Below are 14,477 nucleotides of genomic sequence, written 5' to 3' on the forward strand. Positions count from 1 at the left end.
CAGCTCACAATCCGAGGATGGTGGAGGCGATGATGGTGCGCTGCACCTCGCTGGAACCTCCGTAGATGGTTGTCTTGCGGTAGTTGAGATAGTTCGGGCCGGTGCGCTGCGCCCAGTCGGGCGAGGCGATCCCGTCGGCCTGCACCGCGAGCGCATCCGGGCCCGCGATATCCAGGAGCAGTTCGGTGGCGGCCTGCTGCAGCTCCGAACCGCGCAGCTTGAGCACCGAGGACGCCGGATTCGGCTTGCCGTCCTCGGACTTGGACACCACGCGGGCGAGGGTCAGTTCCAGCGCCAGCAGTTCGTTCTCCAGCTCCGCGATCCGGGCCGCGAAGAGAGGATCCTCGAGCAGCGTGCCGCTGCCCGACTTGGTCTGTGCCGCATACTCTTTCGCCACACCCAGCTTGACCTTGGTGCGACCGACGCCGGTGATGCCGGTGCGCTCGTTGCCGAGCAGGAACTTCGCGTACGTCCAGCCCATGTTCTCCTCGCCGACCAGCTGATCGGCGGGCACCCGCACGTTCTCGAAGAACACCTCGTTGACCTCGTGGTGTCCGTCGATGAGCTTGATCGGGCGCACGGTCACGCCCGGCGACTTCACGTCGAAGAGCAGCAGCGAGATGCCGGCCTGCTTCTTGACCGACGGATCGGTGCGCACCAGGCAGAAGATCCAGTCCGCGTACTGCGCCAGCGTGGTCCAGATCTTCTGGCCGTTGACGATGTAGGAGTCACCGTCGCGCACCGCGGTGGTGCGCAGCGACGCCAGGTCCGAACCGGCGTCCGGCTCGGAAAAGCCCTGGCACCACCAGATGTCGAGATTCGCGGTCGGCGGGAGGAAGCGCTGCTTCATCTCCTCCGAGCCGAACTGGGCGATGACCGGGCCGATCATCTGCGCGTTGAAGGTCAGCGGCTCGATGACGGATGCCAGCTGCATCTCGTCCTCCCAGATGTGCCGCTGCATGGGGGTCCAGTCCCGGCCGCCCCAGGCGACGGGCCACTTGGGGACGGCGTACCCGTGCTCGTTCAGGATCCGGTGCGTGGCGACGATGTCCTCGCGGGAGATCTCACGGCCGTACTTGACGCGGTCGCGGATCTCCGCCGGGATCTCGGTCCGGTAGAACTCGCGCAGTTCGTCCCGGAATTTCACCTCGTCTGGTGACAGGGCAAGTTTCATCGCTTCTCCCAGCGTCGCTGTTGGTCGACATCAAACTTACCCCCCGGTAATAGGAGAGCTGTCAGCTGGATCACACCCGGCGGCCCGTTGCGGGCGGCGAGCCTGGTACGTTGCCCGAAGATCAGGTGCACGGGTGTGGCACTCCCACAGCGAACGCGCCTGTCGCAGAATCGAAACCCGGTTTCCGAGTTCGCAGGAGCAGCACAAGTGAACGCCAGGACCTTCCCCCGGCGCGCCGCGACCCTCGTCGCCCTCGCCGCCGTCACCGCGGCCCTCGGCGTGAGCACCGCCGGCGCCGAACCGAAGAACGCCGACCAGCCCAGAACTCCCGCGGAGCTCGGCATCGAGCAACTTCTCACGGCCGCGGGCCCGAATCCCGAGGCGCAGGCCGCCGTGAGCGGCACGACCAAGGCCGCCCGGTTGGTCGCCGCGGCGAAACTGAGCAATATCGGATTCGCGCCGTTCGGATACACCGCCCCGACCATCGGCTGCGGCAATTACATGCCGTTCACGATGACCGCGGCCTCGGCCATCGCGGGCGGCACCGAGGCCGGGATCTCGGGTCCGCCGGGAACCCTGCGCTTCCAGGCCACCCCCGCCTTCTCCGGTATGCCGCTGTCCTCCGGGCTCAGCGTGGCCTGGGTGAACGTCGCGAACGGCCGCAGCGGCATCAACGCCCTGGATGACGTGACCGAGTACAACCTGCCCTCGCTCGGCAAGACCGTGGAGTCCGGCGCGGGCACCGTCGTCGCCTCGCTGTGGGGCACCATCGACTACCCGGGCTCGCGCTGCGTGGTGCTGCCGACGGTGGGGCTCTTCACCATCCCGGACCTGCCGCCGGTTCCGGCCGTCACCGATCCGGCCGCACCCGCGGCACCCGCGGCCCCGCCTGCCGCGCCCGGGGCCGAAGCTCCGGCGACCACCCCGGCCGAGGCGCCCGACAGTGGTTCCGGCGCAACGGGTTCGGGCAACGCCGGTCCCAGCGACCCCAACTGATCGCACACCGCGCCCCCCGAAACCACCGCGCCCCCTGAAACACGAAGCAGGCCGGACCCTTTCGGGTCCGGCCTGCTTCGTCGGTTCTACCGCTGTGTCAGGAGCGGGGCTGACGACGCTCGTAGCGGGGCTTGGCGCTGCTCTCGCGGGCGCCGCCGCGCGGTCCACGGCCCGCGGGGGGACGGGCGCTTCCCGGCGGGCCCGAATCCAGCTGCAGCTGAATCAGCTGGCCGCTGATCCGGGTGCGGCTCAAGGCATTCAGCGTCTCGGACGACAGATCGGCCGGCAGCTCCACGAGGCTGTGATCCGGGCGGATGCTGATGTGCCCGAAATCGCTGCGGCGCAGGCCGCCCTCGTTGGCGATGGCGCCGACGATCGCACCCGGAGCGACCTTGTGCCGCTTGCCGACCGCGATCCGATAGGTGACCAGCTCGGCCCCGGTGTTGCGGTGATGCGACGGGCCCTCGCGGCGCTCGCGCGGACCGCGATCCTCGAAGCTGCGCTCGCCACGCTCACGGCGCGGACGCTCCACCGGCTCCGGATCCGGCTCCATGAAGAAGTTGTTGCCGTCGTAGGAGCCGATCGCCAGCGCCGCCGCGATATCGGCGAGCGGGATGTCGTGCTCCTTCTCGTAATCCTCGATCAGCTTGCGGAACAGCGCGAGGTTGTCCGAGGCCAGGTTCTCGGTGATGGCGTCACCGAACTTGGTGACACGCTGGGCGTTCACGTCGTCGACGCTGGGCAGCTGCATCTCGGTCAGCGGCTGACGGGTCGCGCGCTCGATGGCGTCGAGCAGGCGGCGCTCGCGCGGAGCCACGAACAGCAGCGCCTCGCCCGAGCGGCCCGCGCGACCGGTGCGGCCGATGCGGTGCACGTACGACTCGGTGTCGTGCGGGATGTCGTAGTTGACCACGTGCGAGATGCGGTCGACGTCCAGACCACGCGCCGCGACGTCGGTCGCGACCAGGATGTCCAGCACACCCGACTTGAGCTGACCGATGGTCCGCTCACGCTGGGCCTGCGCGATGTCGCCGTTGATGGCGGCGGCGGAATACCCACGCGCGCGCAGCTTCTCGGCCAGTTCCTCGGTCGCCTGCTTGGTGCGGACGAACATGATGATGGCCTCGAAGGGCTCCACCTCGAGGATGCGGGTCAGCGCGTCCAGCTTGCGCTGATGCGACACCTGCACCCAGCGCTGGGTGATGTTCGCGGCCGTGGAGGTCTTGGTCTTGACCGTGATCTCGACCGGGTCCTTGAGATACTGCTTGGAGATCTTGCGGATCACCGGCGGCATGGTCGCGGAGAACAGCGCGACCTGCTTGCTGTCGGGCGTGTCGCGCAGGATGCGTTCGACGTCCTCCTGGAAGCCCATCTTGAGCATCTCGTCGGCCTCGTCGAGAACGAGGTACTGCAGCTCCGACAGGTCCAGCGTGCCGCGCTCGAGGTGATCGATGACGCGGCCGGGGGTACCGACGACCACCTGGGCTCCGCGCCGCAGACCCGAGAGCTGCACCGCGTAGTTCTGACCACCGTAGATGGGCAGCACGTGCAGTCCGGGCATATGCGTCGCGTACCGGCCGAACGCCTCCGCGACCTGTATGGCCAGCTCACGGGTGGGAGCCAGGACCAGCGCCTTGGGGGCCTTGCCCGTCTGGTCCAGGCCCATCAGCACGGGGATGGCGAACGCGGCGGTCTTACCGGTACCGGTCTGTGCGAGACCCACCAGGTCGTTGCCCGCCAGCAATGGCGGAATCGTCGCAGCCTGGATAGGCGACGGCGACTCGTAGCCGACATCGGCGATGGCCCGCAGAATGCGGTCATCGATGCCCAGATCGGCGAAGGACGGGCCGGTCGCGTCCCTCTCGTCGTCGCTTGGAACGCTGTCGGCCGGTGAGGTACTCATTGACCAGGAGTTTACTGCCTGCTAGTGGGCGCACTGACCATCGGGTGAATAGGCTGGAAGTCGTGCAACCGGACAACCCGCCCTCGCCGTCTGCCGTCACCCCTTCCATCCAGGCCTCGGAGCTCGATATCAGCGAACCGACTCCGGTGCGCAACTACGTGACCGGCACGGTCGCGGCGACCGAACCTGGCAGCTCGAGCGGGACGGCAACCGCCGTGCACACACCCGCCGCCACCATGGCGCCCGTCGCCGAGCCGGCCGCCGCGGGGGCCGTGGATATCGCGGTGGTGCAGTTCGCACCCCACACCGATACCGTGGCCAATCTCACCGCGTTGCGTGAAGAAGTCAGGGCCGCCGCCGAGCTCGGCGCGAAGGTGGTGATCGCCCCCGAGTACTCCATGTTCGCGACAACCCGGCTGGACAAGCGAGTGGTGGAGATCGCCGAACCGCTCACCGGACCGTTCGTGAACGGAATACGCGGCATCGCCGCCGAATTCGGGGTGCACCTGGTGGCGGGCGTGGTCGAGGCGCCCGGCGGCGACCTGCCGTCGGATCGCATCTACAACACGCTGGTGGCCGCCGCACCGAACGCGGGGTTCGCGGCGATCTATCGCAAGGCGCACCTGTACGACGCGTTCGGTTTCCTGGAATCGGACTTCGTGCTGCCGGGGCCGCTGCAGGAGCCGCAGACCTTCACCGTGGACGGTGTGGTGTTCGGCATGCAGACCTGCTTCGACCTGCGTTTTCCCGAGGGAATCCGGCGTGTCGCCGGTGCGGGCGCGCATGTGCTGGTGCTGCCCGCACAGTGGATTCCCGGGCCCGGCAAGGTCGATCAGTGGACGACGCTGCTGCGGGCGCGGGCCATCGAGAACACCATGTACGTGGCGGCCGCGGACCATGCCGCACCGCGCGGCGCCGGGACCTCGATGATCATCGCGCCCACCGGGGCGGTGCTGGCGGAGCTCGGCGATCAGCCCGGAATCGCCACCGCACGCGTGGACCTCGAGCACCTCGCGCAGGTGCGCACCACCAATCCCAGCCTCGCCCTGCGCCGCTACAGCGTGCGGGGCGAGTGAGTCGCGGCCCGATCGGCGCGCCCTGAGCGCAGGCCGCGGCCACTAGCCTGAGCGCAGGCCGCGGCCACTAGACTGGACGGACCATGATCTATCCGGATCGGGGGGCCGCCGGGCTTGCGCTGGCCGCGCGACTGCTGCGTCTGCGCACGTCCGATCCGCTGCTGCTGGGACTACCGCGCGGCGGCATTCCGGTCGCGCTGGCGGTGCGGGACACGATCGGCGGCGAGGTCGACATTCTGCTCGTGCGCAAACTCGGGGTGCCGTGGCAGCCGGAACTCGCCATGGGGGCGATCGGCGAGGACGGCGCGCGGGTGCTCAACCACGACGTCATGCGCACCACCGGTGTGACGCCGGAGCAATTCGCCGAGATCGAGCGCCGGGAACGGGTCGAGCTCGAACGCCGGCGGCACCTGCTGCGCGGGAAACCGCCGGTGCCGCTGCAGGATCGGACCGTGGTGATCGTCGATGACGGGATGGCGACGGGGGCCACGGTCGCCGTCGCCTGCGAGGTCGCGTATCTGCACCGGCCGCGCCGCGTCATCGTCGCGGTGCCGGTCTCCTCGGTCGAAGCACTGCTGCGGATTCGCACCTGCGCCGATGAAGTGGTGTGCCCCTTGGTCCCCCGCTTCCTGGGCGGGGTCGGGGGCGTCTACCGCGACTTCCATCAGCTGACGGACGACGAGGTGGTGCGGCTGCTGCACCCCGCCGAACCCGATGCGGCCGAACAGGATTGAGTCACGGTCCGATTCAGTGGACTTCGGCGATGCCCGTCCGGTGTCGCTGGGCGAGCTGGGCGTAGTAACTCGGATTGACCTTGACCCACATCTCGGCGGGGGTGCCGGTGATGGCGCGCTTGACCTGAGCCGGGGATCCGGCGGCCAGGACTCCGTCGGGGATCTCGGTGCCCGGGGTGACGAGCGAGTGGGCCGCGATCATGGTGCCGCTGCCGATCTTCGCCATGTCCAGCACGGTGCTGCCGTTGCCGACGATCGATTCCTCGCCGAGGGTCGCGCCGTGGAACACCACCGCGTGCGCGATGGTCGAACCGCGGCCGATCTCCACCGGAACATCCTCCGGCACATGGATCACCGCGTTGTCCTGCACGTTCGCATTCTCGCGAATGATGATCGGGGCGAGGTCGGCCCGCAGTACGGCGCCGTACCAGATCGACGCACCCGCCTCGACCCGCACATCCCCGATCAGGGTCGCGGTGGGTGCGATGAACGCGGTCGGATCCACGGTCGGCCGCTTGCCTTCGAATTCGTAGAGTGGCACGGGATACACCGTAAGCGCCCGCACCCCAGCACAGTTGGCGCTACCCGCCAACCTCGCCGAGGTCCAGCACCCACGCCGCGATATCGGCCGCGACCCGCCCCTGCACCGGCTCGTGCAACAGGTCGTGCCCCGCGTCCGCGTACTCCCGCAGCTCCACCGACACCCCCTGCGCCCATTTGCGGACCACGTCCACCGGGGCCCGCCGATCATCGAGCCCGTGCACCACCAGCACCGGAAAACCGGCGGGCAGCGACGGCCCCGACAGCCCGAGATCCCGCCGCCGCAGCGACTGCCCCCGCCGATCCGCCCGAGCCACCCCGGCTCGACGCACCGGCAGCGCTTCCTCCCCGGTCACCGCGCCCCCACCGCGGCGGCTGCCGGGGCCGCCGCTCGGCGGGACCGTCTCGACACCACCGGGATTCGGCCGCGCACCGCGCGCACCGGGCTCGCCCGCACCGGACTCGCTCGCACCGCTCCCACCGGACTCACTCGCACCGCCCCCACCGGACTCACTCGCACCGCTCGGCGCGACGATGTCCAGCGACGTCGCGGCAATGCTCGGCACACCCGCGCCGGCGGGGCCTCCGACGCCCTGAGCACCCAGGTCCAGCGAGGTCGCGGCCAGGCTGTGCACGCCCGCACCGACATCCCCACCGACACCGAGCACACCCGAATCCGTCGCAGCGGCAGGGGAACTCGGGGCGGTCGCCGCGTGACGAGGCGCGGCTGCCTCGGGCTCGCTCGCGCCACTCGGGGCGACGATGTCCAGCGACGTCGCGGCGAGGCTCTGCACGCCCGCTCCTGCCGCGCCCTGCGCACCCGTGTCCAACGACGTCGCGGCGATACTCGGCACACCGGCGCCGACATCCGCGCCGACACCCAGTACCGGCGAATCCGACTGGGTATCAGGGGAACTCGGGGAGGCCGGGGAATCCGGGACGGGAGACTCGGCGGCATGACGAGGCTCGGGTGCGCCGGACTCGCTCGGACCACTCGGGGCCACGATGTCCAGCGAGGTCGCGGCGAGGCTGGCGAGACCCGCGCCGATCTCACCGCCGGCGCCGTGGACGCCCATGTCCAGGGAGGTGGCGGCGATGCTGTGCACCCCCGCGCCGATGTCGCCGCTGACGCCCAGGATCGAGGCATCGGACGGAACGGCGGGTTTCGAGAGCTCTGCCGCGCGGTCCGGCGCTTCGGGGGCCGCGGCCGGCTCGCCGATGTCCAGGGAGGTCGCGGCGATGCCGGCGAGGCCCGGGCCGATCTCGCCGCCGGCACCCTGCGCGCCGATGTCCAGCGAGGTGGCGGCCATGGTCGGGAGGCCCGCGCCGGGCTCGGACGGAACCTGGGGCCGGGACGCCGCAGGTTGTTCGTTCGCCGCAGGTTGATCGTTCGCCGCCGGGGAACCGGCTCCGAAGGCCGGGTTGGTCGCCGCGGCGCTCGTGGGTTTGAGATTGCGGGGTTTGGGGCCAAGACCGCCCTGCACGCGGTCGGGGGTGTCGCCGCCGCGGGCCGATCTCGGCGGCAGACCCTCCAGGACTGCCTTGGGAGTGCCGCACAGGACCAGACCCGCGCAGGGTAGGTCGGGGTCCGCGTGCAGGACCGCGAGGGCGGTGGCGGCGCCCAGCGAGTGGCCCATCAGGACCACCGGCAGCGGGTCGGGCCGGTCTCGGATCGCGTCCAGGAAGGTTCGGGCGTCAGCGGCCAACTCGGGCAGGGTTCCGGGGCGTTCCGGATCACCCTCGCTCAGGCCGTGACCCGCGGTGTCCAGGGTCCACAGTTCGATCCCGGAGGGGGCGAGCGCCCGCGCGAAGCGGTGGTAGTGAGCGCTGTGCTGCCCGATACCGGGTAGCAGGGCCAGTGCGGCGACCGGATGCTCGACCGGCCAACGGCGATAGTGGAGACGGCCGCGAGCGCCATCGAGATTCGGCATTCGGCGATTGTCGCAAACACTCGGCCGCAGCGGGAGTGCGGTCGCGCAACCCGGCTGTCTGCGCTGATGACAGCGGTGAGCGATCTTTCACATCGAGGGTCGCACGCGTTCTCGACGAGAATGAGCACACTCAGCCGGGCGAGGACCCACATTGTCCAGACGGGTCGGTTTTTTACCCGGTCACGGAGCTGCCGACACGCCGGAATCGTCGGGTGGCTTTGGTGGCCCGGGTCACCTTCGCCGGCTTCGCCGCTCACGGTGTTCGCCGTGAGTCGCGTTGTCCCGCAATATCGCCCGCAGAATATGCGCTGACATGCGGCTGTACGAATACGAGAACGGGCGCTCGACGGGCGGACCTGGCGGCACATCACCCACCCCGGAGTCACTACGCTGTTGGCCGACTCGGCCATGAAATGACGCTCCGGCCGGGTGCGGGTGTCGGGCGGAGAGACACAGGAGGGCCGCGATTGATTCTGTTCGGTGATCGTGTCGTGTGCAGCACCCGAGACCTGGTTGCGGCGGCGCGTTGTGAGTTCGCGGTACTGCGCGCCCTCGACGCCGAACTGGGACTGGTCACGCCGATCGACGTCGCGTCGACCGGCGCGCTGAGCCCTGCCCGCGAGAGGACTGCACCCGCCCGCGCTATGGCGGCACAGGCCGGCCCGGCGACGACGCACGTCATGGGTTCGATGATCGAGCCCGGCGACCGCGCCTTCGAGCACCGGCTCGCGGATCTGCGCGACCGCTACGGCTCCGGCGTCGCGAGAGTGCGCGGACTCGTTTCCCGAGAACACGATTCGCACGACGAACCTCTCGCGGCATTGCGCGCGGCGCACGATCACACCCTCGCCGCGCTGCGCGCGAACGCCGACGCGGTGGCGGGCGCGGTCGTGTTCGACGGTGAGTTCGCGGCCCACTGCGACTTCCTGATCCGCGACAGCAGCCCCGAGGCGCACGACTACCTGCCCGCCGCCGTGGCCACCCGCCGCACCACCGTCACGGCGCTGCTGACCCTGGTCGCATGCGCGGATGCGTTGCACCGCATCGGCTTCCGGCCCGCACCACACGCCCGCATCTGGGTGGACGGCGTCGCGACCACGCATTCGCTCGCCGATATCGCCGTGGTCCACCGGGCCCGCCGCGCCCGTCTCGACCACATCCTGGAGGCCAAACTCGGCGAACTGCTGCCGGTGCAGTGGGACGATCGCCGGTTCCTGGCCTGCGGTCACTGTCCGTCCTGCACAGCGGAACTCGAGACCCACCGCGATCTGCGTCTGGTGGCCGGCATGCGCGCCACCACCCGAGCCCAGCTGCGCGACGCCGGGATCGCCACCGTCGAGCGCCTGGCCGCCGCCGATGTCTCGGTCACCGGCATCCCGGCCCCCGCCTTCACCGTGCTGCGCCGCCAGGCCGAACTCCAGTTGCAGCGCGAAAGCACCGACCGCCCGGCCCACACCCTCGTGGACGCCCCGGCCCTGGCCGCCCTCCCCCAGCCTTCCCGCGGGGACCTTTTCGTCAGTGTCACAGCCGATCCCGGTGCGACCGCCACGCTCTTCCGGTCCGCCGACCCCACCCCGAATCTGACCGTCAGCGTCTGCTTCCTCGACTCCGAGCAGCGCACGGCGACGACCGGCCACGCGGATTCGGAGTCCGCGCACGCGGTGTCCGAACTGCTGGTCGGCGCGAGCGCGGCGAGCGGCTCGGGCGAGCACGCGCATTCACCCTGGATCGAATCCGCGGGCGGCACAGGGGTCATGGAGGATTTCGAACCATCCCCGGGGTCCGGCGCCGGTGCTCTCGCACTGGGCTTCGAGCCGGTCGCGGCGGCCTCGTATTCCTCGAAGGCCGTGCGCAGCTTCATCATCCGAGCGACTCAGTACGACGACGCGGAAGCCCTGCTCGACTTCCTGGCCGAACGCCAGCGGCTCTGCCCCGATCTGCGCATCCACCACTACCGCGGGAATCTGCGCCCGGTGCTCAGCGCCCTGGGCGAACGGCAGTGCGACGACGAGGATCTGGTGGCGGAACTGCTTCCGGCACTGGTGGATCTGTATCCGGTGGTGCGTGCCGCCCTGATCGTCGGCGAGCGATCGTACGACCTGCACCGATTGCCGCCGAACCAGGGCGAGAGCGGTGGCGGTGCGGAAGCGATTCTGCGGCTGCGGGATTGGCTGCTGGATGTGGCGGCCGAGTACGGCGTGCGACCGGACCGGCGCTGGGCCTACGACTACGCCGAGACCGGCCCCGACGAGATCGAGGCGGCACTGCGGGAATTCGCCGACGCCGCCGGACAGGACCGTTCCCCGGCGCAGACCGCGGCGGCGTTCACCGCGGCCGCGCTCGGCTACCACCGGCGCGAACGGCAGCCGAAACGCTGGGCGCACGACGACCGGCTCGATCATCCCGTCGAGGACTGGGCCGACACACCCGGTGTGCTGCTGGCGGATTGGGGCAGCGTCGACACCCAGTGGCACAGCACCGGTCAGCGGCCGATGCGCCGCTACCTCACGCTCACCGGACGTCTGGGTACCGGCAACGCGCCGAAACCGGGCACCCGGGTCCTGACCCTCTACGACCGCCCCGCGCCGGGCATGAGCACGCTGCCGGGCCGCCGCTCCACCGCGCACGCGACGGTGCTCGGTTGTTCGCTCGACACCAATTTCGAGGACGTCGTGCGGGTGGTGGAGCTACTACCGGAGGGGTGCGAGCCCTACGATCAGCTCCCCACCGCCATCGCCCCGTGCCCCCCGAGCCGCCAGGCGCATCTCGAGGAGGCGATCGAGGACATCGCCCACCAGCTGCTGGTGAGCCTGCCGGAGGTGCCCGAGACCGCGGTCTTCGATCTGCTGTGCCGCCGTCCCCCGCGCCTGCGGACCTGGGCGGCGCTACCGGAGGTGTTCGGCGATCACGCCGCCGCCGTCACCGCGGCCGTGCTCGATCTCGACAACTCCTATATGGCGGTGCAGGGCCCGCCCGGCACCGGCAAGACCGACACCACCGCACGCGTCGTGGAGAGGCTCGTGACGCGGTACAGGTGGCGGGTGGGAGTGGTCGCGCGTTCGCACGCGGTGGTCGAGCACGTCCTGGACGCGGTGGTGGAGGTCGGGGTGCTGCCCGAGCTCGTCGCCAAATCCGATGCGCAGTCGGTCGCCTCGGAATGGCTGCCCATCGAGGCCATCCGATATCCGCGTTTTCTCGACAATGCCGTCAACGGCTGCGTAGTCGGCGGTCTCCCAGCGGATTTCGCCGATGCGGAGCGGATCGCGCCGAATTCGCTGGATCTGCTGGTGATCGCGGATGCCGGGAAGTTCCCGCTGGCCGAGGCGGTCGCAGTGGCGGTCTGCGCCCGGAACGTGCTGCTGGTGGGCGATCCCGCCCCGGCGACCGGAGAGGGCGCGCATCCCGAACCCATCGGCGACTCGGCGCTGGGCCGCATCGTCGGCCCGCACCGCACGCTGCCCGCCACGCACGGCTATTTCCTGGATCGCACCTGGCGCATGCACCCGCGCATGTCGGGCCCGGTATCGCGGCTGCGCTACGAGAACCGGCTGCGCTCGAACGAAACGGTCACCCTGGCAAGGGAACTCGACGGCGTACGGCCGGGTGTGCACACCGTCGCGGTCGAACACCACGGCAACACCACCGAATCCGCCGAGGAGGCCCGCGAGATCGTCCGTCAGGTCCGCACCCTGCTCGGACTGCCGTGGCACACCGGCGCGGTCACCCGCCGTCTGCACCCGCACGACATCCTGGTCGTCGCCCCGTATCACGCGCAGGTGGCGCGGATCCGAACCCTGTTGTCCCGCGCCAGAATCGAAGACGTCCTGGTCGGCACCCCCGACCACTTCCGCGGCCGGGAGGCGGCGGTGGTCCTGGTCTCCATGACCACCTCGGCCCCGCAGGACGCCCCGCACGGCATCGGCGCCCTGCTCTCGAGGCACTGGCTCACCAGTGCCATCTCCCGAGCCATGTGGTCGGCGATCATCGTGCGCTCACCGCTGCTGACCGAATACCTTCCGGCCACGACGGCGGAACTCTCCGACCTCGCGGCGGCGCTGCAGCTCGACCGAGTCTGAACGCGGAGATCACCGGCGATCCGGTAGACCCTGCCCGGCAACCGTTGGCACTACCCGGCAACCGTTGACACTCCCCGGCAACCGTTGACACTCCCCGGCAACCGTTGACACTCCCCGGCAACCGTTGACACTGTGCCGCAACCTTTCTCGGCGCGGGAACGGCACTACACGAAGCATGCGCTGGACCCGGCCACCGGATCAGCGCGTGCGGTGGACCGGTCACCGGATCGCGTGCGGTGGACCGGTCACCGGATCAGCCGAAGCACTGCCCTTCGCCACGATAGGTGGGAACCGTTGTGCGCGTGCCGGAGTCGACCAGGTGCACCTGGGTGAAGCGTTCGCACAGCTCGCCCGCCTTGGCGTGGCGGAACCAGACGCGGTCGCCGATCTCGAGCCCGTCCGCGCCGCGCAGGGGCGTCTGGACCTCGCCCGCCCCTTCGGTGCCGATGAGCTTCAGGCCCGTCGGCCACACGGGCCGCGGGACGCGAGTCGGTCCGGTGGGCCCGGAGGCGATGTAGCCGCCGGAGAACGCGGTGGCGATGCCCGGCGCGGGATGGCGCAGGACCGGGAGCGCGAAGAACATGGCGGGCCGCTGGGCGAGGTTGCGATAGCCGTCGAACAGCGTCGGGAAGTAGAGGCCGGATCCGGCCGTGACCTCGGTGACGTCCGGGTCGGTGATGCTGACCTCGATGGACCCGGTGCCGCCGCTGTTGACGATCTCGAGTTCGCCGATCTCGGAGCGGACCGCGTCCACCACCTGGCGGCGACGGCGCGTGATCTCCGCGGCGGAGGCCTTCTTCACCAGTCGCACAGCGGGATTGGTGTCGGGCAGTCCCGCGATCTGCGCCTCGTACGTCATGATGCCGACCACCCGGAATCCGCGATCGCGCGCCACGATCGCCAGCGCCGCGGCCTGTTCGGGGGTGCGGATCGGGGAACGCCGCACACCCAGATGCAGCGGGCCGATGCGCAGTGAGGCGTCCACGTCGATGCACACCCGGGGAGCGGGCTTCGCACCGATCGCCGCGCGGATCAGATCCAGCTGATCGGTGTCGTCGATCATCAGCGTGACGGCATCCAGCAGCACCGGATCGGCGGCGAGTTCACGCAGCGCGGCGCGGTCGACCGACGGGTAGCCGAGCAGGATGTCGCGGGCGCCCTGGCGGGCCAGCCAGATGGCCTCCGCCAGCGAGTAGCCCATGATGCCGGCGAAGCCGCCGGATGCGGTGAGATCGCTGCCGAGCACTTCCTCCAGGACGGCGCGGCAGCGCACGGATTTGCTGGCCACTCGAACCGGCACGCCGCGCGCTCGGCGCACCAGATCGGCGGCATTGGCGCGCAAGGCGGTCAGGTCGACGGCCGCGAGGGGCGGGTCGAGTTCGGCGGTGGCCGCGTGCAGCCCGGAAATCGGCGACGGATCTGTCACACGTTCATTCGACCACGAACTTGGTCAATCGTCCAGTACCTGTTCGGCGCGCGTCACACATCGACCGCCTTGGTCGAGAGGTACTGCACCAGATCGTCCAGCACGACCAGCGACGTCTCGTCGTCGCAATCGGCCAGCCAGCGCAGCACCATGCCCTGTATCACCGCGACCAGATAGGCCGCGATGGCATCGCAGGGCTCCAGCCACTGCGTACCCGAGCGCACCGCGCACAGCTCCAGGAAGTCGGTGACCGCCGCGTCCATCCCCTTGAACATCGCGGACGCGACCGGGTCCGGCACGCACACCGGCATGTCGGTTCCCTGATCCTCCCAGCGCCTGCGCAGCACGTGCAGGGTCGACTCGTAGGCCCTCAACTGACGGTCCGGCGTGGACTTCAGGATCGGCCACAGCGTGCTGACCCCGGCATGCAACAGGACCCGGAGGGCGCGATTACCGGTGAAATCGAGTGAGGCCGCGGCTTTCTCGATGGCCTCGGCCATGGCCGGACGGAGCCCGGCCTGGATGATTTCTCCACTTGCGTTCAACGACGACTCCCTTGGCGAAAGAACTCGCGCATTTATGACGCGCGGATCGCTCAACGGGCCGGCAGATCGACACTGA

10 protein-coding genes are annotated in these 14,477 nt (G+C 70.0%); 4 read left to right on the forward strand and 6 right to left on the reverse strand.

All coding sequences use genetic code 11. The features are described 5' to 3' along the window. Positions 1-4: 4 nt before the first annotated feature. Positions 5-1,174: an acyl-CoA dehydrogenase family protein gene (locus NJ1_RS05240; RefSeq protein WP_067688067.1), complete on the reverse strand. Its 1,170-nt coding sequence runs from the start codon at positions 1,172-1,174 to the stop codon at positions 5-7. 207 nt (positions 1,175-1,381) lie between these two features. Between NJ1_RS05240 and NJ1_RS05245 the strand changes: the two genes are divergently transcribed. Beyond that, positions 1,382-2,170, forward strand: a complete 789-nt coding sequence (locus NJ1_RS05245; protein ID WP_067688070.1) for a hypothetical protein — start codon at positions 1,382-1,384, stop codon at positions 2,168-2,170. Between the two features lie 97 nt (positions 2,171-2,267). Here the strand turns inward: NJ1_RS05245 and NJ1_RS05250 are convergent, their stop codons facing one another. Then, positions 2,268-4,073, reverse strand: a complete 1,806-nt coding sequence (locus tag NJ1_RS05250) for a DEAD/DEAH box helicase (RefSeq protein ID WP_067688073.1) — start codon at positions 4,071-4,073, stop codon at positions 2,268-2,270. Between the two features lie 236 nt (positions 4,074-4,309). Here NJ1_RS05250 and NJ1_RS05255 point away from each other — a divergent pair, with 236 nt between their 5' ends. Together NJ1_RS05255 and NJ1_RS05260 are read left to right on the forward strand one after the other, a co-directional pair. After that, on the forward strand, positions 4,310-5,149 hold the full coding sequence (locus NJ1_RS05255; RefSeq protein ID WP_067688512.1) for a carbon-nitrogen hydrolase family protein: 840 nt from the start codon (positions 4,310-4,312) through the stop codon (positions 5,147-5,149). Between the two features lie 83 nt (positions 5,150-5,232). Next, the gene (locus NJ1_RS05260) at positions 5,233-5,883 is read left to right on the forward strand and encodes a phosphoribosyltransferase (protein WP_067688076.1); all 651 of its coding nucleotides are present in this window, start codon (positions 5,233-5,235) and stop codon (positions 5,881-5,883) included. Positions 5,884-5,896: 13 nt separating this feature from the next. Here NJ1_RS05260 and NJ1_RS05265 read toward each other — a convergent pair whose 3' ends face one another. Then, complete coding sequence (locus NJ1_RS05265; protein WP_067688079.1) at positions 5,897-6,424, reverse strand: gamma carbonic anhydrase family protein; 528 nt, start codon at positions 6,422-6,424, stop codon at positions 5,897-5,899. Between the two features lie 40 nt (positions 6,425-6,464). Next, positions 6,465-8,354, reverse strand: coding sequence for an alpha/beta fold hydrolase (locus NJ1_RS41105; protein WP_067688082.1), 1,890 nt, complete (start codon positions 8,352-8,354; stop codon positions 6,465-6,467). A gap of 491 nt (positions 8,355-8,845) precedes the next feature. Here NJ1_RS41105 and NJ1_RS40810 point away from each other — a divergent pair, with 491 nt between their 5' ends. Beyond that, on the forward strand, positions 8,846-12,430 hold the full coding sequence (locus NJ1_RS40810) for a bifunctional RecB family nuclease/DEAD/DEAH box helicase (protein WP_281202088.1): 3,585 nt from the start codon (positions 8,846-8,848) through the stop codon (positions 12,428-12,430). A 253-nt stretch (positions 12,431-12,683) separates the two neighbouring features. On the opposite strand, the gene NJ1_RS05280 is transcribed toward NJ1_RS40810, so the two are convergent. Both NJ1_RS05280 and NJ1_RS05285 read right to left on the reverse strand, forming a co-directional pair. Then, a complete protein-coding gene (locus tag NJ1_RS05280) occupies positions 12,684-13,856 on the reverse strand; it encodes an amino acid deaminase/aldolase (RefSeq protein ID WP_067688088.1) in 1,173 nt (390 codons plus the stop codon). 53 nt (positions 13,857-13,909) lie between these two features. After that, positions 13,910-14,401 (reverse strand): TetR family transcriptional regulator, encoded by a 492-nt coding sequence (locus NJ1_RS05285; RefSeq protein WP_245717226.1) that lies wholly within the window; start codon positions 14,399-14,401, stop codon positions 13,910-13,912. Between the last annotated feature and the right edge of the window lie 76 nt (positions 14,402-14,477).

This window comes from Nocardia jejuensis NBRC 103114, assembly GCF_001613145.1.
Lineage (GTDB): Bacteria > Actinomycetota > Actinomycetes > Mycobacteriales > Mycobacteriaceae > Nocardia > Nocardia jejuensis.